Here is a 20616-nt window from a genome sequence, read left to right on the forward strand (position 1 = left end):
TACGCTAGAGATTTAATCAATCTATACTAAAATAGGTCGATTATAAAAATAAAATATCTGAGAAACGAGCCCGTTTCTCAGATTTTTCTCAAAAATGCGACTTAAATCACATTTTTCACTTGTTCCCAACTAATTGCTGTTTTCGGAATGTTGGTATCTAATTTATAAATATCCGGTAAGCTGTACACGGTTCCGTTTTCCACCCATGAGGTCACATAATAAAGATAAACTGGGTTATCTGAACGAATTTGTGCCGAAGTGGTTTTTTGGCTTGCTAACACCTGACCTTTCTTATCAACTGACCAACCAGCTTCTTTTAATAAGATTGTCGCTAAAGCATCAGCTTGTTCTACACGGACACAGCCAGAACTTAATGCACGATCTGTACGACCGAATAGCCCACGATTTGGCGTATCATGCAGATAAATCGCATTTGAACTAGGCATATTGAACTTATAACGACCTAATGCACTATCATCACCTGCTTTTTGGCGGATACGATAAGGTACGCTTTTCGCATTAATATACTGAGACCAATTCACGCTGCGTGGGTTCACTTTATTTCCAGCACCATCGAAAATTTCATAGTTTAAGCTATCCGCAAGTGCAGGATTACGCGCTAACTTTGGTACAATGTCTTTGGTTAAAATAGTTGTTGGTACGTTCCAAGGTGGGTTAACAACCACATTACTCAATTTACTATACATTACCGGTGTACGGCGATCATCGCGTCCAACAATTACTTTAGATTGCAGCGCTAAATTACCATCACGGAAATAGAAAAGCTGATAGCTTGGAATGTTCACAAAAATTCCGTTATTAAAACTTGGAATAATGCGTAAACGTTGAGCATTTAATGCTAACTTATAAAATGAGCTAGATGTTACAGAGTTACTTGCGCCAGCACTTGCAGTCTGTCCTTTACCTTTTTTAGCTTTAGCCGATTTCGTTGCTACACTACCGTTTGGAGACATAGCAAATAAACGCTGAACAGTTTCTTGATAGATGTGATTTTTCGGTACTAAATTAGCCACAAATTGCGCTGAGTTACCTTTTTTTACTGCGCTCATCCAAGCTGCAATGTGTTCAGCACTTGGTGCTTTTGTATTATATGAACCTAAATTGTATAACCAGCTGTTTGCATTTTGATATACATTTTTGTTGTAATAAAGATAATCTAAGAAACTATCTGTTAACAACATATCACGCGCTAAACCTTCTGGTTGACTTAAAATTTGTTGCAATGCTTTTGCTGATTTTGCAGAAACACCACTTGCAGCAAATGCAGCATACTCTTTTAAGAACTGGCGAGTTGCTGTTTTATCTTCCCACATTGGTTGGAAATCGTTATCTAGATAAACTTTCGCAGTTGCATTCGTTAACAACAAGCTATTAGCACCTACTGTTTCTCTGACTTTGGTTTCTGCTTCAGCTAATTTTCTTGCTTGTTCTTGGCGTAATTGTTCTTGCTCATAGGCATAATCAGCACGCTTTGAAAGTTCTGCCGCGCGGGCTTGTTGTGCTTCAAAACTTAATTGAGGTAAAACAGTATCTCCGGCACTTACCGCCGTTACCGCAGGGGTTGCCACATTAGCTGTTTCAGCCACTGCGATGGTAGAAAACATCATCAGCGGTAATAGTTTAAATTTCTTCATAAATAATCAATTTTGCAAATCTTTCATAAAAATATGACCGCTTAGCTAAGCCATCGCTAAGCGGCAAGTTCGGATATTATAACAATTTTGTTATTTTGTATCAATTTCCAACCAATCGACCATCATTTGCTCAGCTTCTTTCAAGAAGAAATCTGGTGCTTCATAGTCTTTCGGTAAGTCATCAATATGTTTTAACAATTTTTTGCCTTCACGTTTAAAACGTTCATTGATATTTTTCAAGCGACGAGCATCATCTTCCGCTTCCTCTTTTTGGCGTTCAGCTAAATTTAAAGAGGTAAACTTACGATTATCTCGCTCTCTAGCAATCTCAATTTCTTTATTTAATACGATAAATTCTGGAGATTGCTCAATTCGTGCTTCATGTTTGTCAGTCAATTGTGAAACAACATCACGAGCATGACCCGCTTCAGCATATTTTGCCGCTGGAATTTTATCCCAAGGTAACGCATTATCTTCGAAACTTTCGCCTGTTTTTTCAGCATTAATCACTTCTGGGAATTTAATATCTGCATCCACCCCTTTTAACTGGGTACTTCCACCGTTAATTCGGTAGAATTTTTGGATCGTGTATTGAATATAACCCAATGGCTCTTTATCTAAATCATAAATAAAGTTTAATGAGCGACTTTGCTGTACGGTACCTTTACCAAAGGTTGTCTGTCCAACGATAATCGCACGATTATAATCTTGTAATGCTGCCGCAAAGATTTCTGAAGCTGAGGCACTATGGCGGTTAATCATTACCATCATTTTGCCGTCATATAACGATGTATCTGCATCAGGATCTTCATGCACTTTAATCCGGTCGAAAGCATCACGGACTTGTACCACTGGGCCTTCTTTAATGAATAATCCAGTAAGTTCAATAACTTCAGTTAATGAACCACCGCCATTTTCACGTAAATCAATAATCAAGCCTTCTGCTTTTTTTCCCTTCATTTCGCTTAACAATTTACGCACATCTTCTGTTAAACCAATGTAGAAAGTAGGAATTTTAATTACCGCAATATTTTTACCGTCGATTTTATCTACCGTCAGTTTGGCAGCACTATCTTCAATACGCACTTTATCGCGGACTAAAGTAATAATTTTGGTTTTTCCACCTTTTTCTGGTTCAATTTCTAGGCGAACTTTTGAACCTTTTTTCCCTTTAATTTTATCGACCACATCATCTAAACGCCAACCGATAACATCCTCGATTGGTCCACTTTCACCTTGTCCAACACCAACGATTTTATCATTTACCGCAATACGTTTGCTTCGTGCTGCAGGCGCACCAGGTACGAGTGATTTAATTGTCGTGACATCATCTTCCATTGAAAGCGTTGCCCCAATTCCTTCTAAAGAAAGGTTCATACTTTCTTGGAAAGCCTTCGCTGAACGAGGCGATAAGAAGTTAGTATGTGGATCAATCTCTAGCGCAAATGAATTTAAATAAGTTTGTAAAATATCGTCTGCTTTCGTTTGAGTTAATCGTTTGATTGCTAGGTTATAACGTTTGGCTAAAGTCTTTTTAATTTCCGGCCATTTTTTATCTTTAAGATGTAAATTGATAATTTCATATTTCACGCGCGCTTCCCATAATTTATCCGCTTCTTCTACGGTTTTTGGGAATGGCGATTTTTCACGATCATTTTCAATTTCATCATTACCTTTTAAATCAGGCTCATTATCTAATAGAGACAAAGCAAATTTATAACGCTCATAACGGCGTTTTAAAAGTAAATCATAAATTGCAAATGCAGCATCTAACTGACCTTCATACAGTTGGTCATCTAAAACCGAAGCATATTTCTCTCGCAATTCGTCTATATCTGACTGTAAAAACGTCATATGCATACTATCAAGCATATTGATATAGCGATCAAAAATCTTACCCGCAAATTCATCATCTAATTTAAATTTGTGGTAATGCGATTGTGTTAGGCGAGCTGTAACACGTTTAGTCGAAATTTTGTGTTGTTCGCTCGGTTTAGGTAAAACAATTTCATTTTGTTGAATTTGCGGTTCAATCGCAAATACTTGACTGGTAAATAATCCAATCAACCATACTGTCATGAATCGGCTAAATTTATTCACTTTCATTAGCATTTCTCTTCACAATTAAAATCTACTTTTTAAAAGCAGTTAGGAGGCTCGGCCTCAAATATTCTTTGCAGAAAAAAGAACAACTACAAGCGGTCAGTTTTGCAAAAACCTTTACAAAATCGACCGCTTGATTGCATTAACGACCAAATTTGGTGGCTAATGCTGCAAGGCTTTCTGCAGAAGCTTTTCCATTATTTTGTGCGTTTTGTGGTTTTTTCACTTTATTGAATGGGCGTTTTTTAGCTTGTTCACTCGCTTTCTTTTTAAATGATTCTTTACGCTGTGCTTTACGTTGTTCTGCTTTACGTGCGTTAAAAGCTTCTTTCGCTTGCGCTAAACTTTGTGCTGCGTGTTCTGCTTGTTGAGCATCGACTACACCAGCTTCTTCACCTTGTAAGCCAACACGTACTGCATTTTCTTGACAGCAAGCCAAATAGCGCCAGCTCATCGTATAAGCACGTAATACTTGACGAAGTTGTGTTTTACTTACCGTTTCATCATCAGCAAGTGCTTCGGCTAAATCTTGGAATAAACCTACTTTTAATGGCTTAGCTTTACCTTCTAAACTAAAGCAAAGTGGGAATTTTTGTGCTAAATAGGCAATAACTTCTTTGGTTGGAGGGTTAACTTTATTGGTTGCACCTGCAGCCGGTTGGTTTTCTGATGGCTGTTGTGATACTTGGGTTTCTAATTCTTGTTCTGACATAATTTTTCCATTTTTGGTGTAAAAATTTGGTTTGCTAAAACGCCCTAAAACGCGCTTAATTAAAAGTCTCTACTATATTTTATTTGATTAGGAGAGTCTATCATTTTCACGCTATTGGGGCAGAAGTTTCGTTAAAAAGTTCCCTAAATCGTCAAAACTGACCAAAAGCAAAAATATTGATTGCTTTAGTAGGGGATAAATGGTCTAATCAACAAGCTTTTCGTTGCGTTAATGTGTTCTCTTTTTTCATCTCTATTTTCCAGAGCGTTCTGAGTAGTTCCATCCGCTCTCGTTGAGCATATTGATTATTTTTAAAAAGGAAAATGTTATGTCTAAACAAACAGGTACAGTAAAATGGTTTAACGCAACCAAAGGCTTTGGTTTTATCGCACCAGATCAAGGTGGCGAAGATGTGTTTGTTCACTTCTCTGCAATCGAAAACAACGGCGGTTACCGTACCTTAGAAGAAGGCGCGAAAGTAGAATTTGAAGTTCAAGCTTCAGATCGCGGTGCTTCTGCAGCAAATGTGAAAAAAATCTAATTTTTCTGAATTTTAAAAAACCTTGTTTTAACAAGGTTTTTTAATTATCTAATCAGTGTTAATAAACTTTGAAAACTTAACAGAAGAAATATCTTTTTTATCAAATTGAGTTTTCCTACCTTTCCCATTTCGAGTCTCTAAGTTTTCTTTAGCGATTAAGAAAATATTATTTCCAGAAGGCTTCAAATAATACCTTTCAAGATTAGCCTGTCCGTTTCCATATTCCAAATCTATGATAAACATGTCATTTTCTACATCTATGCTAGGAAAAACTTCATCTAACTCATCAAATAATTTCGTAGTATAAATATACTCACCATTTTTCTTAAAAAAGACATCATATCTTTTCTGCATACAAATCTCACCAGATTGGTCTAAATAAGAAATGAGAAACATCTTAGTGTCGTTTAAACTTACTGTTTTATCTAGCAAAATATTTTTATTTGATAATATTTGTGCAAGTACAACCTGTTCTTGTGTGCAAGGGTTAAATACTTCAATTGCTTTTGCATAAGCATTATTTAGCAATACCAAATATGAGAGCGTCATTAAAAAATATTTTTTCATAGCATTTCTTATTATTATCAATGAGCAGAAAATTAGGAAAAAGGGTAAAACATACGACTAATGTTTTACCCTTTGGTGTTTTCGCCTAAATTATAATAAAGCTTTTTCTATTTTTTCAAATAAATCACGCGCTAAATTATCTAGGCCTTTTAATCGTTCTAGCCCTCTGCGCATTAAGGTTTGACGTTGATTATCATAGCGAGAAAGTTTAATTAAAGGTTCAATTAAACGTGCAGCAACTTGCGGGTTGCTTTCATTCAATTTAATCAAGACTTCTACTAAAAAGCGATAACCAGAGCCATCAACAGCATGGAAAGCTTTCGGGTTTTGGCTTGCAAAAGCACCGACAAGCGCTCTAACACGATTCGGGTTATTAAAATTAAAGCTTGGATGAGCCATTAATTTCTCAACTATCGCTAAAACGTCGTCATCCGGTCTTGTTGCTTGCAATGCAAACCATTTATCCATAACTAAACCGTCATGACTCCATTGTGCTTCAAAGTCTGCTAGTAGTTCTTCTTGACAAGCTAACTGTGCTTTCGTTGCAGCAGTTAATGCTGCTAATGTATCAGTCATATTGTCCGCTTGTTCATAATGAGAACTTACCAATTCCTCGCCTTGATCAGTAAAAGCTAGATAAGAAAGACAAACATTTCGTAATGCACGTTTATCAATATCTTCTGCAACAACACGATAAGCACCGCATTGATTTTCTTGATATAAACGGAATAAACGATCTTGGCAAGCTGTTGCAATCGATTCTAATAGATATTGGCGAACGACTGCGATACCTTGTGGATCGATAATTTTGAACTGTTCAGCAAACTCTGTTTCTTTTGGTAAAGTTAACATCAATGCTTTTAAGCCAGTATCGACTTTCTCATCATCCATAAGCACTTTGAGTGCTTCCAAAAAGTCCATATTAAACTGCATCAAGTCACCTTGATGGTAGTTAAATAAGTTTTCGCGTAACTCACGATTGAACAAGGTTTGGATCATATCCCAACGGCTAAAATCATTCTCGACGCAAGTTAATAAACGGATTAACTGTGCTGTAGTATAATCATAACTTAATCGAACTGGTGCAGAGAAATCCGCTAATAATGCAGGAATTGGGCGTTCACTAACATGGTAAAACTCAAAAGTTTGCTGTGCTTGAGTCAAACTTAACACATCCCCTACTGAACCATTTTTGTCAATTAACGGAATTTTTTGACCGCTTGTTTCACCATATAACGCTAATTTAACCGGAATATGTAAATTTAATTTCTCTAATTGATCAGCTGTTGGTTCAGTAAGCTGGCTAATATGCAAACGATAGCATTGCGTATTTTCATCGTACTCATCACGCACAGTTAATTCAGGCGTACCTGATTGGCTATACCAACGACGGAATTGTGTTAAATCAATGTTTGAAACACGCTCCATTGCTGACACAAAATCTTCACAAGTTGCTGCTTTTCCATCGTTTTCTGCAACATATAACTGCATGCCTTTTTGGAATAGCTCTTCACCTAATAAAGTATGAATCATGCGAATCACTTCCGCCCCTTTTTCATAAACAGTGACAGTATAGAAGTTATTCATTTCGATCACTTTTTCTGGGCGAATTGGATGCGCCATTGGGCTTGCATCTTCAGCAAATTGGACAGTACGCAATAAACGAACATCTTCAATACGTTTTGCCGAACGAGACCAAAGATCAGAAGTAAATTCTTGATCTCTAAAAACAGTTAACCCTTCTTTTAAGCTTAACTGGAACCAATCTCGACAAGTAATACGGTTGCCCGTCCAGTTATGGAAATATTCATGTGCAATCACGCTTTCGATATTAAGATAATCTTCATCCGTAGCGGTTTCTGGTTTTGCTAATACAAACTTAGAGTTGAAGATATTTAAACCTTTATTCTCCATCGCGCCCATATTAAAGAAATCTACGGCAACGATCATATAAATGTCTAAATCGTATTCTAAACCAAAACGTTCTTCGTCCCATTTCATCGCACGTTTTAGGCTTTCCATTGCCCAGCCTGCACGATCTAAATTACCGCGATCGACATAAATTTCTAACGCAACCTCACGTCCACTTTTAGTGATAAATTTATCTTCAAGGAGATCAAAATCGCCTGCGACTAATGCAAATAGATAGCTTGGTTTGAAAAATGGATCTTCCCATTCTACCCAATGACGGCCATCCGCTAGTTCTCCTTGTGCAATACGATTGCCGTTAGAAAGTAAATACGGATATTTGGTTTTAGAAGCGGTTATTTTTGTCCGATATTTTGCTAAAACATCTGGTCTATCAAGCATATAGGTGATTTGTCTAAATCCTTCTGCCTCACACTGTGTACAAATGCCTTCACCCGATTGATATAGACCTTGTAGCGAAGTATTTTGGCTTGGATTTAAAGCAGTTTCAATTTGTAGTTCAAATTGATCCGCTAAATCAGACACATCAATAGTTAACGCTTCATCATCTTTTTGATATTGCAAATAAGCTACGCCATTAACTTTCAATGCGAGAAAATCAAAACTATGTCCATCTAAACGAAGCGTTTTTGCGCCGACTTTTTTACGTTCAACTTTTAAAGTTGATGTCACAAAAGTTCTATCTGCATCTAACTGAATATCTAAATAAATGTCGTTAACTGTAAAATCAGGTGCTTGATAATCTTTTCTAAATTTTGCTTTAGGTTGCATTGGAAAACCCCACTGGCTTAAATAAAAAGCGAATATGTTATTTAAGAGAAAATAAAAATGGGTTAAGGCATTTAACCCTAACCCATTAAGATATGATTGACTAAATTAGGACTTGCTCGCTAATTCGATAACCTGCCGGTGCGCTTTCTTTGTCTTCAAAGGTCACAAATTCCCACGCATTTTCATTAGCTAAAATAGCGCGTAGTAATTTGTTATTTACACCATGCCCTGATTTATAAGCACGGAAATCACCTAAAATATTGTAACCACACATGAAGAGATCGCCCACTGAATCTAGCATTTTATGCTTAACTAGCTCATCTTTATAGCGTAAGCCTTCTTCATTGAGAATACGATATTCATCTAATACGATAGCATTATCTAAACTGCCACCCAATGCTAAACCAATAGATTGAAGATATTCAACATCTTTCATGAAAGTAAAGGTTCTTGCTCGGCTAATTTTCTGAATAAAGTTTTCAGCAGAAAGATCCATTTTGAAATTACATACTGATTTACTAATCATCGGATGATTAAAATCAATTGTAAAATCTAATTTTAATCCATGCGCATAAGGTCTAATTTCTGCCCATTTGTCCCCTTCTTCTACTCGTACAGTCTCTTTAATGCGAATAAATTTTTTCGCCGCATTTTGCTCTTCAATACCTGCATCTAGTAAAAGATAAATAAACGGACTTGCGCTACCATCCATAATTGGAATTTCAGGCGCATCAACCTCCACAATGAGGTTATCTAGTCCCAATGCTGCCATTGCTGCATTTAAGTGCTCGACTGTTGAAATACGAACACCATCATCGTTGATCATGCAAGTACAAAGTTGAGTATCACGAATAGATTCTGCACTTGCTGGAAAATATACCGCAGGCTCTAAATCCGTTCTTGCATAGATAATCCCTGTATTCGCCGGTGCTGGACGTAATGTTAAGGTTACCTTCTTACCACTATGCAAACCGATACCGGTTACTTTAGTTGCTTGCTTTAATGTTCTTTGTTTAATCATATGTATATCCTATATACACCGGCTAAATCTTAATTAACGGCCTTTCATGAAGCCTGGAATTGAACCCGGTGAAAACAACCCAGCTGGATCCACTTGTTGTGGTCTTGGTGTTGTTTGTTGTGCTGGCTGACCAAATTGACTTGGTTGAGCCTGCTGTGCTTGTTGCCCATAAGCCTGATTATTAAAACCAGGTTGTACTGATTGAGACGCTACAGACTGTTGTTGGAAACCACCTAATGTATTAGTTTGACTAACACTATTGGTTGCAACGCGTGGATCAGCTGCTTGTACATGTTGTTGGGTGTTTAACATTGTATTACGTGGCATTAGTAACTCTTCAGTTTGACCTAAACCTGTCGCGACTAATGTAACACGAATTTGGCCTTCCATTTCTGGATAGAAAGTTGAACCCACAATAATGGTTGCATCAGGGTCAACCGCTTCAGTGATGTATTCTACAATAGTATTTACTTCAGCTAACTCTAAATCGTCGCTTGAAGAGATATTCACAAGAATACCTTTCGCGCCAGATAAATCTACATCTTCTAATAATGGACTTGCAACCGCTTCAATTGCTGCTCGCTCTGCACGGCCTTCACCTTCTGCAAGACCTGTACCCATCATTGCACGTCCCATTTCAGACATTACGCGTTTTACGTCTGCAAAGTCAACGTTGACTAAACCTTCTTTCGTAATCATATCAGTAATACCTAATACAGCATTACGTAATACATTATCTGCTACGCTAAAGGCTTCTTTAAATTTAATATTTTTAGGGAGAACTTTTAATAATTTTTCATTTTGAATGATAATAAGAGAATCAACATGCTTTGAAAGCTCTTTGATACCTTGCTCAGCATAAGCTGTACGCTTTCTACCTTCAAAATTAAATGGTTTAGTTACGATACCAACTGTTAATGCCCCTTGGCTTTTTGCGATTTCTGCAATCACTGGAGCAGCACCAGTACCTGTACCACCACCCATACCAGCTGCGATAAACACCATGTCAGCACCTGCAACCATGCTACTTAATGCATCGCGGTCTTCTTCAGCGGCTTGATAACCTACATTCGGATCTGCGCCGGCACCTAAACCTTTAGTAATTCCAGCACCAATTTGGATGGTTTGACGAACAGAACTAGTACGTAAAACTTGAGCATCTGTATTCACAGAGAAAAACTCAACGCTACCAATATCCATCTCATGACTGCTTGTTACCATATGGTTTAGGGCATTACCGCCGCCGCCACCAACACCAATAACCTTAATGATTGCATCAGGTGTAGATTCGAAAATAGGTTCGAACATGTTTTTTATCTCCCTAAAGAGTCGACGAATCGCCAACATCATAAATAATTAAAAACTTTTTTTGACATATGTCGCTGTTTTTTCAACAGCATATTTAACAGCTTCCCAAATACCACTAACTGGTTTAGGTACAGATACGCCTTTCATATTAGGCATTGTATTGTGGTGATTGTACTGTAAAAGCCCTAAAACGGTTGCATACTGTGGTTTACTTACATAATCGGTTAGCCCTTCAATGTTTAAAGGATTGCCAACTCTAACATGAGAACCGAAGACATTTTCAGCACATTTTACAACATCTTCAATCTGTGAGCCACCGCCAGTTAATACAAATCCTGCAATTAAATCGTGTTTTATGCCTTTTTGGAACAGATCTTGTCGTAATTGCATCAATTCATGCTCAACAACTTTAAATAAATCGGTATAACATTGACTTGTTACTTCTGCAACTTGTTCCCGAGTAAAACCTCTACGCATGGTTCCCGCTAAACCAATGACTTCAATTTTTTGATCAGCATGATGCGTTGGAGGACTAATTGCACTACCATATTTAATTTTAATATTTTCGGCTTCCGCTCGTGATGTTGCAAAAACGTTCGCCAAATAATCGGTAACATTATTACCTGCATATGGCAATACTTTACTAAAACGCAAAGCGCCATCGGTATAGACTAAAATATCCATAGTCCCGCCACCAATATCAATTAAGCAAACACCAAGCTCTTTCTCATCATCTGTTAACACAGAATAGCTTGATGCAAGACCAGAGAAAACTAAACCACTTTCGTCTTCTACTTTAAGTTTTGCACGCTCCACTGCATTAACCAGATTACGCTTCCAATCTTGATGACAAGCAATTAAATGCGCTTGTGCTTTTAGACGCATTCCAGATAAACCTAATGGGTTTTTTGTTGCTGGTAAATGATCGACTCGATACTCTTGCGGAATAATATGTAACATATCTAACCCATCTGGCAGTTTTACTGAACGAGCCAGATGAAGCGCTGAATCAATATCTTCTTGTGTCACTAAACCAGATAATGGCACCGTACCACTTTCATTTAAAGCCGTAATATGTTGCCCTGAAATTGCTAAGGTCACGCCCATGATGTCGCAATCAGCCATAGACTCAGCCTCAGCCACCGCACTTTCAATCGATCTTACCGCGGCATCGAGATCAATTACACCTCCGCGATCAATCCCTCTAGAAAGTGCTGTTCCTCGACCAAGCACGGTCACAACACCATCAGGTCTTACTTCTCCTACTACGGCAACAACCTTTGATGTGCCAATATCTAATCCTACAAGCGTTCGAGATTCTGCTACTTTTGTCATATTATTTGATTACTATATTTGCTATTTATTGTGATAATGGACGGAAACCAACCGCAGCGCCGTGTTCATAACGTAAATCTACATATGCCAATTGTTGTCCTTCCGGCACATTAATTTTAGGGAAAATGGTAACAAAACGATCAATTTTAGGCGTCCATTCTCCTCGTCCAAGGCGAAGCTCTACATTATTTGATAATGTAATTGCCCAAGAACCCCGGTTATCCATAGAAAGCGATTTTAAAGATAAATTCCTCGCTTTTAAATCTGCTTGGATATGATCCCAAGCCGAAAGCACAATTTTGCTTTCTTTATCTGGGCCGAATAAAACAGGTAGCCCTGTTTTATCAAAACGCTCAACAGGCAAGCTAAATACATCGCCTTGTGCTGATAAATATTGGATATTGTTCCAAATAGCAACGGGTTGGTATTCAATTAGCGAAATACTCAAACGATCAGGATAGACTTTCCGTACCACCACATCTTTTATCCAAGAAATTGTCAATAACTTATCTTTAACTTCTTGAATATCTTGACCGAAATATCCTTTTAGAGTCGGAGATTTCGATAAAGTTTCTCGGATATCAGCATTTGTTGTAAATTGCGTTTTATTCGTTAATGCATAAGCTCTAATTGGAGTTCGATCTAACGAATCCAATAAATTTTGCCAGTTGCTATAAACAATTACCATTAAGGCAAAACATAATAGCATAATCAGTGGCTTAATAGATACCAACCTTTGCGCACGAACTAAAGACTTTTTAGGTGCTTTCGGCGCCTTTTGGGTATTAAAGCGAACATTTTTATGTTTATTCTTGCCAAAAATTGCCATATTAAGCGCTAAGCTCCAATACCTTTTCAACTAATTGTTCAAAAGAAAGCCCAACTGTATTTGCTGATTTAGGGAAAATACTATGACTTGTCATACCCGGGCAGGTATTCACTTCTACCAAACGGAATTGACCATTGGCATCTTCCATAACATCAATACGGCTCCAACCACGACAACCCACAACATCAAACGCTTGTTTTACAATTTTAGCCACTTCAGCTTGGCGTTCGTCACTTAATGCTGGTACCACATATTGAGTGTTGTCTGAAATATATTTTGCGTGATAGTCATAAAACTCGCCTTCCGGAATCACTTGAACTGCCGGTAAAACTTCGCCATCTAACACTGGTACAGAGTATTCTGCCCCTGCCAGGAACTCTTCAACTAATACAATATTATCGAATTTTAGTGCAGCTTGAATAGCAGGTTGCAATTCAGCTTCAGTTTTCACTTTAAACACACCCACGCTTGAACCTTCACTAGAAGGCTTAACAAATACTGGCAAACCTAATTTTGCAATAATCTCTGAAGAATTGACCGCTTGTCCTTTTTTAATTACGACCATTTCAGCAGTTGGTAAGCCTACTGCTTGCCATAATAATTTAGTACGGAATTTATCTAAAGTTATTGCTGATGCCATTACACCACAACCGGTATAAGGAATCCCCATTTGCTCTAGCGCACCTTGTAATACACCATTCTCGCCAATGCCACCATGTAAAATGTTAAATACACGTTGAATCCCTTTTTCTTTTAATTTTTCAATCGGGAAAAATTTCGTATCAATACCTTCTACATCATAACCAAGGCTTTTTAACGCTTCCGTTACCGCAGCACCTGAATTTAAAGAAACCTCACGCTCTTGCGATACACCACCGAATAATACGGCTATTTTTTCATTTTTAATGCTCATTTTATCTACTCTATTTATATTCTTTATACAAGCGGTGATATTTGTAAAAATATTTGCAAAATCCACCGCTTGATCATGATTAAGCTTTCCAACTTTCTGCTAAACCGCGAGAGATACGGCTTACACTACCTGCACCTTGCGCTAAAATTAAATCACCATCTTGAATAATTTGATCTAAAACATCGCCTAATTGTTCCGTATCCGAAACTAAAATTGGATCAACTTTACCTAAGTTACGAATAGAACGACAAAGCGATTTACTGTCTGCACCAACAATTGGCGCCTCGCCTGCAGCGTAAACATCTAACATCACTAATGCATCTACTTGCGATAATACTTGTACAAAATCATCAAATAAATCGCGAGTTCTCGAATAACGATGAGGTTGGAATACCATGACCACACGTTTACCTTCCCAGCCTTGGCGTGCCGCTTTAATCGTCACATCAACTTCAGTTGGATGATGACCATAGTCATCAACTAACATTACTTTACCATTCGGACGAATAAATGAACCGAGTTGGTCAAAACGTCTGCCAGCACCTTGGAAATCTGCTAATGCAGCTAAAATTGCTTCATTTTCAATGCCTTCTTCTTTTGCTACAGCTAATGCTGCGGTGGCATTTAATGCATTATGTTTCCCCGGAACATTTAATAACACCTCAATACGCTCGCCGGTTGGACAAACAACCGTATAATGCCCTTGGAAACCCGTTTGTTGGTAATCTTCAATTCGATAATCTGCTTTTTCACTAAAGCCATATGTCATCACTTGGCGACCAACTTGCGGAGCAATTTCCATCACGGTTTCATCATCAGCACACATGACAGCTAAACCATAGAACGGCAAGTTACGTAAAAATTTAACGTAAGTTGCTTTCATCTTCTCAAAATCGCCGCCATAAGTATCCATGTGATCTGGCTCAATATTTGTCACAACTGAAACCATCGGTTGCAAATGCAAGAAAGAGGCATCACTTTCATCAGCTTCGGCAATAAGATAACGACTTGCCCCTAAGTGCGCATTTTTACCAGCAGATTTAACCAAGCCGCCATTAACGAATGTTGGATCTAATTTTGCTTCAGTATAAATCATCGAAATCATTGCTGTGGTCGTCGTTTTGCCATGCGTACCCGCAACCGCAATACCATGACGGAATCGCATAATTTCTGCCAACATTTGCGCTCGTTGAATCACAGGAATTCTAGCGGCTTTTGCTGCAGCCACTTCTGGGTTTGAATCATCAATGGCACTTGAAGCAACAACTACGCTTGCCCCTTGAATATTTTCTGCTGCATGCCCGATAAATACTGTCGCACCCGCTTTTGCTAAACGTTGTGTCACTGCACTTTCCGCAATATCAGAACCTGAAATTTTATAGCCTTCATTTAATAAAACCTCGGCAATCCCAGACATCCCAGCACCACCGATACCAATAAAATGAATTTGGTTAACGCGGCGCATTTCAGGCACCAACTTTTTAATTTTATCTTGGAAATTTTGCATGATTGAATTCCTTACCATTTTAAGATTTTGCTTGATTATTTCGCTTCTTCAATAATGACCTGTGCAACACGCGCCGCCGCCATTGGCGTTGATTTTTCTCTTGCTCGCATTGCCATTTCTAATAATTTAGATCTATCTGCAATTAAAGGCGCAAGCGCTGCATATAAATTTTGTGGGGTAAAATCTGGTTGCTCAATAATAATTGCCGCACCAGCATCCGCTAAGTATGTTGCATTTAAATATTGCTGACGATCTTTATGCTGGAATGGAACGAAAATAGCTGGCAAGCCTGCAGCTGCAATTTCACAAACCGTTAAAGCGCCCGAACGACAAATCACTAAATCTGCCCACGCATAAGCAGCTGCCATGTCGTCAATAAATTCAGCCGCCATACCATTACCAGTTTGTTGATAAATCTCTTCAACACCAGCTAGATTCCCGCGCCCAACCTGATGGCTCACAAAAACATTCGCTCCTAATGCTGCTACAACTTGGGGAACTGTTTGGTTAATGACTCTTGCCCCTTGGCTTCCGCCCATTACTAAAATATTAATCGGATAACCACGCTCAGCAAAACGCTCCATTGGTGAAGGTAACGTGGAAAGATCAGCACGAACTGGGTTTCCGACTACTTCAGCATCTTTAAACGCTGTCGGAAAAGCTTGTAATACGCGACGAGCAATTTTTGCTAACCAAACATTCGTTAAACCTGCTACGGCATTTTGCTCGTGTAAAATAACTGGCACACCACAAAGTTTTGCCGCAATTCCGCCTGGTCCAGAAACATAACCGCCCATGCCTAATACCGCATCTGGCTGATATTGTTTAATGATTTTACGAGCTTGTAATACGGCTTTAAAAATCGCAAAAGGGGCTTTTAATAAAGCACCTAATCCTTTGCCACGAATACCTGAAATCTCAATAAATTCAATAGGAATCCCATGTTTAGGCACAAGATCTGCTTCCATCCGATCTTTGGTACCTAACCAGCGAATATCCCAACCTTGTGCTTGCAAATTTTGTGCTACAGCAATAGCAGGGAATACATGCCCACCAGTGCCACCTGCCATAACTAATAATTTTTTTGCCATTTGTTATTCTCTTTTATTGCACGATGCCTTTTTTAGGCAAATTCGTCATATTGTACAGGAAAATTGCATTTTTCGGAAAAAGAAAAGCGGTTTGTTTTTGTAAACAAACCGCTAATTTTATTCATTTTCTTTCAAGTGCGCATGCCCTATTCGCATTAGACGATTCTCATGATCGATCCGTAACAAAATTGCAATCGCCATCGACATAATCACTAAACTCGATCCACCATAACTCACTAATGGGAACGTTAATCCTTTCGTTGGCAGGAAGCCAGAAGCTACGCCTAAATTTACAAAGCCTTGTAAGAAAATCCAAATTGCAATACCAAAAGCACAAAAACCTTTAAAACGTTCATCGACTAACAGAGATTCTCGGCTAATTTTTAATGCCCGAACAGTTAGTAAAATAAGTAAAATAATCACCGCAATAATGCCAACAAATCCAAATTCTTCGCCAATTACCGCCATGACAAAGTCAGTATGGGCTTCAGGTAAATATTCCAATTTTTGAACAGAATTGCCTAATCCTTGCCCCCAGAATTCTCCTTGCCCAAATGCCATTTGAGAATTCGATAATTGGAAACCATCTCCATAAGCATCCGCAAAGGGATCCATAAATGAGGTCATTCGCTTCATTCGATAATCAGAAGTCACAATTAGTCCCATAAAGAGCATAACTGCCACAATCATCAAGAAAACAAATTGGCGAATCTTTGCCCCCATAATAAATAGCATGGAAAACGTGAGCACAACCAATACAAAGGTACTGCCTAAATCTGGCTGGCTAAGCAATAACACACCAAAAATAGCCAGCACCATTGCTGGGCGTAGGAAACCCCAGTTTTGTTGACGAATTTCATCAAATTTTCGCACATAGAAACTAGAGAAATAACAAATTATCGCCAGTTTCGCTAATTCTGCTGGCTGGAAATTCATAATTCCTAATGGAATCCAACGTTTTGCTCCATTGATTTCACGCCCAACGCCTAGTACTAAAATCAAAAAGAAAATAGAAATGGCTAATAAATAGACATTGTATTTTTCCCATGTTTCAATTTTAATCTGGACGAAAAACGCACACGCAATAATCGATGCAATAACGTAGCCACCATCACGCAACGCAAAATAAAACGGGTCATCATTTAAACGGGTACTAACAGGAATAGAGGCAGATGTTACCATCACAAACCCAAGCACCAATAGGCTTAAAAACAACCAAACCAAACTACGGTCATATAATGCCGTTGTTGAGGTCAAACGCGTCCACTCTACCCACTCATTTTTTATTTTTTCTAACATCAAGCGGTCGTTTCCTGTGCTAATTTTACAAATTCTGTTCCACGTTCTTCAAAGTTTTTAAACTGATCTAAACTTGCACAAGCTGGAGAAAGCAACACCATATCGCCCGATTTTAATTTTGGACGAATAGCAGCAACCGCTTCATACATCGTTTCAACCAACACACTTTGTGAAGAAAGTTTGGCTAATTCAGCGCCATCTTGCCCGAAGCAATAGCAAACGATATTCGGTTTATTCACTAATGGTTTTAATTCTGAAAAATCAGCTGCTTTACCATCGCCACCTAATAATAAATAAAGTGTGCCTGCCACTTCTAAACCATTAAGCGCTGCCACTGTACTGCCCACATTAGTCGCTTTGGAATCGTTCACCCAACGCACGCCATCATGCGTTGGTACAGCTTGGAAACGATGATCTAACCCACCATAAACTTGCAGTGCTTTCACAATACCTTCGCGGGGAATACCCGCCGCATCAGCCAACGCCATTGCAGCTAACGCATTCATCTCATTGTGACGCCCACGAATTAACATCTGTTTTGTCCCAATAATCGCCGTCTCTTCTGCATAAAGTACGCCATTTCGCAAGCTATATTCTGCATTGTGTTCTGCAAAACGAATCAATTTTTTAACCGCTTGTTCAGGATACGTTTGGGGATCTTCGCCATTCACAATGACGTTTTCTGCATTGTTATAAATTTTAAGTTTTGCTGCACGATAATCTGCAAACGAATCATATCTATCCATATGATCCTCACTCACATTCAGTACGGTTGCCGCAACCGCTTTGAGTGAAGAAGTCGTTTCAAGTTGGAAGCTTGAAAGCTCTAATACATAAAGCGCATAATCACCATTTAACAAGCTTAATGCAGGCACGCCGATATTGCCGCCCATTCCGACTTTAATACCCGCTTGCTTTGCCATCTCAGTTACTAATGTTGTGACTGTACTCTTACCATTTGAACCTGTGATGGCAATAATTGGTGCAGTTGCCTCACGGCAGAACAGCTCAATATCGCCCACCACTTCTACGCCTGCGTTAATCGCTTGCTGAATTTCAGGCGTTGCCAATGCAAGCCCTGGACTAATCACGATTAAATCGGAATTGAGTAGCCACTCAAGATTTAATCCGCCTGTATGTAATGGAATTTCTTTGGATAATTGTTCGATTCCAGCCGGTTTCTCACGGGTATCAATCACCTGTACTTTCGCATTTTTATCTGCAAAAAAATCGACACAAGATAAGCCCGTTTTGCCCAAGCCTATAATCGTTACTGTTTTATTTTCGTATTGATTTTGCATTTTTTATTCTCTTTTTGTTGTCTTACTTTCCCAACTATCCGCAAGCTAAGGAGTATAAATAACTATCTCTGCGGGCTTGTGTTTTTAGCAGGAATAAACGATTTCCAAGCTAGTTTTGAAGGTTCAATCGCTAAATCCGCCAAAACGTCATGCGTATTAAGATAACGAGCAGCAGGTAAGCCTCTTACACAAATTTTTTGCCATGCTTTGGGAATACGAATTTCTGCATATTCAGAGAAAGTAATTAAATATCTGCCTTCATATTGCCCATCTAACATTTTTTGAAATCCCGCCACTTTAGCCATGAAAAAGGCTGTGCCTTGTGGGATATTTTTGTCTGATACTGCCCAATCTTTGGTGTAATTTTTACAAGCAATCAAGTATTCTACTTGTTGAAGAGAAGAAGCGCCTAATTTCTAATATCCCGATCCGCCTTCCGCAATCATCATATTTAAATCAACACCTGTATAAACTAAAAGCGTTTTATTCTTCATTACATATCCTTTTGCAAACGTTTTGCTAAATCTGCCCGCTTGTTTTTCACATCGTTATGGCTAACTGTTTATTCATTGATAAAATAGGCTTTATCCCACCTTTGATTTTTCATCATATTTTGGTGGAAAAAAGCCTACTCAACTGACCTTAACGTAATTTCAATGTTACCAAGCCAATTAACACCAGCATTAAAGTAATAATCCAGAAACGAACAATAACACGTGGCTCTGGCCAACCTTTTAATTCAAAGTGGTGATGAATTGGTGCCATGCGGAAAATACGTTTTTGACGAAGTTTATAAGATCCTACTTGGAGAATAACGGATAAGGCTTCTACCACAAACACGCCACCCATAATCACGAGCAATAATTCTTGGCGAACCAATACCGCTATCGTGCCTAATGCACCGCCTAATGAGAGTGAGCCAACATCTCCCATAAATACTTGGGCAGGGTAGGTGTTGTACCATAAGAAACCCAAACCTGCGCCCACAATAGCGGTACATAAAATCACGAGTTCACCTGCGTTTTGTACGAACGGAATATGTAAGTATTGAGCGAAATTGTAATTCCCCGTTGCCCACGCGATTAAGGCGAATGCACTTGCCACCATAATGGTTGGCACGATTGCCAAACCATCTAAACCGTCCGTGAGGTTAACCGCATTACTGGTCCCCACAATCACAAAATAAGAAAGAATAACAAAGAAAATGCCAAGCTGTGGCATGAACTCTTTAAAGAACGGCACAACTAATTGGGTTGATGCAGTATCTTTTCCGACTGCATAAATGCCAAATACCGCAATTAAAGCAATCACAGACAACCAAAAGTATTTCCAACGTGCGATCAAACCATCTGTATTTTTACGTTTGATTTTCCAATAATCGTCCACAAAACCGACGATCCCATAACCAAATAAAACAAACAACACAAACCAAACATAACTGTTGCGTAAATCTGCCCAAAGCACAGTACTAATACCAATAGAGGCTAAAATCATCACACCGCCCATCGTTGGTGTGCCGCGTTTTTTGAAGTGGCTTTCAGGCCCATCATTACGTACTTCTTGCCCGAATTTTAATACTTGTAAACGGCGAATAACAGTCGGCCCAATCCATAATCCAATGCCAAGAGCAGTCAATAACGCCATAATGGCACGGAAAGTAATATAAGAAACGACATTAAACGCCGTATTAAACTGAACAAGATATTCAGCAAGCCAAACTAGCATAATAAATCC

Annotated in this window: 17 protein-coding genes; 1 reads left to right on the forward strand and 16 read right to left on the reverse strand. The window is 38.7% G+C overall.

All coding sequences use genetic code 11. The annotated features are described in order from the left end of the window. Positions 1–101 precede the first annotated feature (101 nt). The 3 genes from HMPREF1128_RS08450 to proQ form a co-directional block, all read right to left on the reverse strand. A complete protein-coding gene (locus tag HMPREF1128_RS08450) occupies positions 102–1655 on the reverse strand; it encodes a L,D-transpeptidase family protein (protein WP_007526367.1) in 1554 nt (517 codons plus the stop codon). A gap of 90 nt (positions 1656–1745) precedes the next feature. Next, positions 1746–3761: a carboxy terminal-processing peptidase gene (prc, locus tag HMPREF1128_RS08455; protein ID WP_007526401.1), complete on the reverse strand. Its 2016-nt coding sequence runs from the start codon at positions 3759–3761 to the stop codon at positions 1746–1748. A 139-nt stretch (positions 3762–3900) separates the two neighbouring features. Next, complete coding sequence (gene proQ / locus HMPREF1128_RS08460; protein ID WP_007526350.1) at positions 3901–4470, reverse strand: RNA chaperone ProQ; 570 nt, start codon at positions 4468–4470, stop codon at positions 3901–3903. A gap of 328 nt (positions 4471–4798) precedes the next feature. Here proQ and HMPREF1128_RS08465 point away from each other — a divergent pair, with 328 nt between their 5' ends. Then, positions 4799–5011, forward strand: a complete 213-nt coding sequence (locus HMPREF1128_RS08465; protein WP_007526405.1) for a cold-shock protein — start codon at positions 4799–4801, stop codon at positions 5009–5011. Positions 5012–5059: 48 nt separating this feature from the next. Here the strand turns inward: HMPREF1128_RS08465 and HMPREF1128_RS08470 are convergent, their stop codons facing one another. The 13 genes from HMPREF1128_RS08470 to mraY form a co-directional block, all read right to left on the reverse strand. After that, the gene (locus HMPREF1128_RS08470) at positions 5060–5578 is read right to left on the reverse strand and encodes a hypothetical protein (protein WP_007526291.1); all 519 of its coding nucleotides are present in this window, start codon (positions 5576–5578) and stop codon (positions 5060–5062) included. A gap of 90 nt (positions 5579–5668) precedes the next feature. After that, the gene (pepN, locus tag HMPREF1128_RS08475; protein ID WP_007526403.1) at positions 5669–8278 is read right to left on the reverse strand and encodes an aminopeptidase N; all 2610 of its coding nucleotides are present in this window, start codon (positions 8276–8278) and stop codon (positions 5669–5671) included. A 100-nt stretch (positions 8279–8378) separates the two neighbouring features. After that, a complete protein-coding gene (gene lpxC / locus HMPREF1128_RS08480; protein WP_007526392.1) occupies positions 8379–9299 on the reverse strand; it encodes a UDP-3-O-acyl-N-acetylglucosamine deacetylase in 921 nt (306 codons plus the stop codon). Positions 9300–9332: 33 nt separating this feature from the next. Then, positions 9333–10607 carry a cell division protein FtsZ gene (ftsZ, locus tag HMPREF1128_RS08485; protein WP_007526345.1) on the reverse strand — a complete coding sequence of 425 codons (1275 nt, stop codon included), beginning with the start codon at positions 10605–10607 and terminating at the stop codon, positions 9333–9335. Positions 10608–10655: 48 nt separating this feature from the next. Next, the gene (gene ftsA / locus HMPREF1128_RS08490; RefSeq protein WP_007526369.1) at positions 10656–11942 is read right to left on the reverse strand and encodes a cell division protein FtsA; all 1287 of its coding nucleotides are present in this window, start codon (positions 11940–11942) and stop codon (positions 10656–10658) included. A gap of 25 nt (positions 11943–11967) precedes the next feature. Then, entirely contained in the window at positions 11968–12771 is an 804-nt protein-coding gene (locus tag HMPREF1128_RS08495; RefSeq protein WP_007526329.1) for a cell division protein FtsQ/DivIB, read from the reverse strand. Between the two features lies 1 nt (position 12772). After that, positions 12773–13684, reverse strand: a complete 912-nt coding sequence (locus HMPREF1128_RS08500; protein ID WP_007526378.1) for a D-alanine--D-alanine ligase — start codon at positions 13682–13684, stop codon at positions 12773–12775. A gap of 79 nt (positions 13685–13763) precedes the next feature. Next, entirely contained in the window at positions 13764–15191 is a 1428-nt protein-coding gene (murC, locus tag HMPREF1128_RS08505; protein ID WP_007526370.1) for a UDP-N-acetylmuramate--L-alanine ligase, read from the reverse strand. Between the two features lie 35 nt (positions 15192–15226). Then, positions 15227–16282, reverse strand: coding sequence for an undecaprenyldiphospho-muramoylpentapeptide beta-N-acetylglucosaminyltransferase (gene murG, locus HMPREF1128_RS08510; protein WP_007526353.1), 1056 nt, complete (start codon positions 16280–16282; stop codon positions 15227–15229). 117 nt (positions 16283–16399) lie between these two features. After that, a complete protein-coding gene (gene ftsW, locus HMPREF1128_RS08515) occupies positions 16400–17581 on the reverse strand; it encodes a putative lipid II flippase FtsW (RefSeq protein ID WP_007526397.1) in 1182 nt (393 codons plus the stop codon). Continuing rightward, complete coding sequence (gene murD / locus HMPREF1128_RS08520; RefSeq protein WP_007526323.1) at positions 17581–18882, reverse strand: UDP-N-acetylmuramoyl-L-alanine--D-glutamate ligase; 1302 nt, start codon at positions 18880–18882, stop codon at positions 17581–17583. The genes ftsW and murD overlap by 1 nt, the downstream gene beginning before the upstream one ends. A 62-nt stretch (positions 18883–18944) precedes the next feature. Beyond that, positions 18945–19262 carry a hypothetical protein gene (locus HMPREF1128_RS08525; RefSeq protein WP_007526288.1) on the reverse strand — a complete coding sequence of 106 codons (318 nt, stop codon included), beginning with the start codon at positions 19260–19262 and terminating at the stop codon, positions 18945–18947. A 262-nt stretch (positions 19263–19524) separates the two neighbouring features. Continuing rightward, positions 19525–20607, reverse strand: coding sequence for a phospho-N-acetylmuramoyl-pentapeptide-transferase (gene mraY / locus HMPREF1128_RS08530; protein ID WP_007526294.1), 1083 nt, complete (start codon positions 20605–20607; stop codon positions 19525–19527). Positions 20608–20616: the final 9 nt, after the last annotated feature.

The sequence above is a fragment of the Haemophilus sputorum HK 2154 genome (assembly GCF_000287615.1).
Classification (GTDB): domain Bacteria; phylum Pseudomonadota; class Gammaproteobacteria; order Enterobacterales; family Pasteurellaceae; genus Haemophilus_A; species Haemophilus_A sputorum.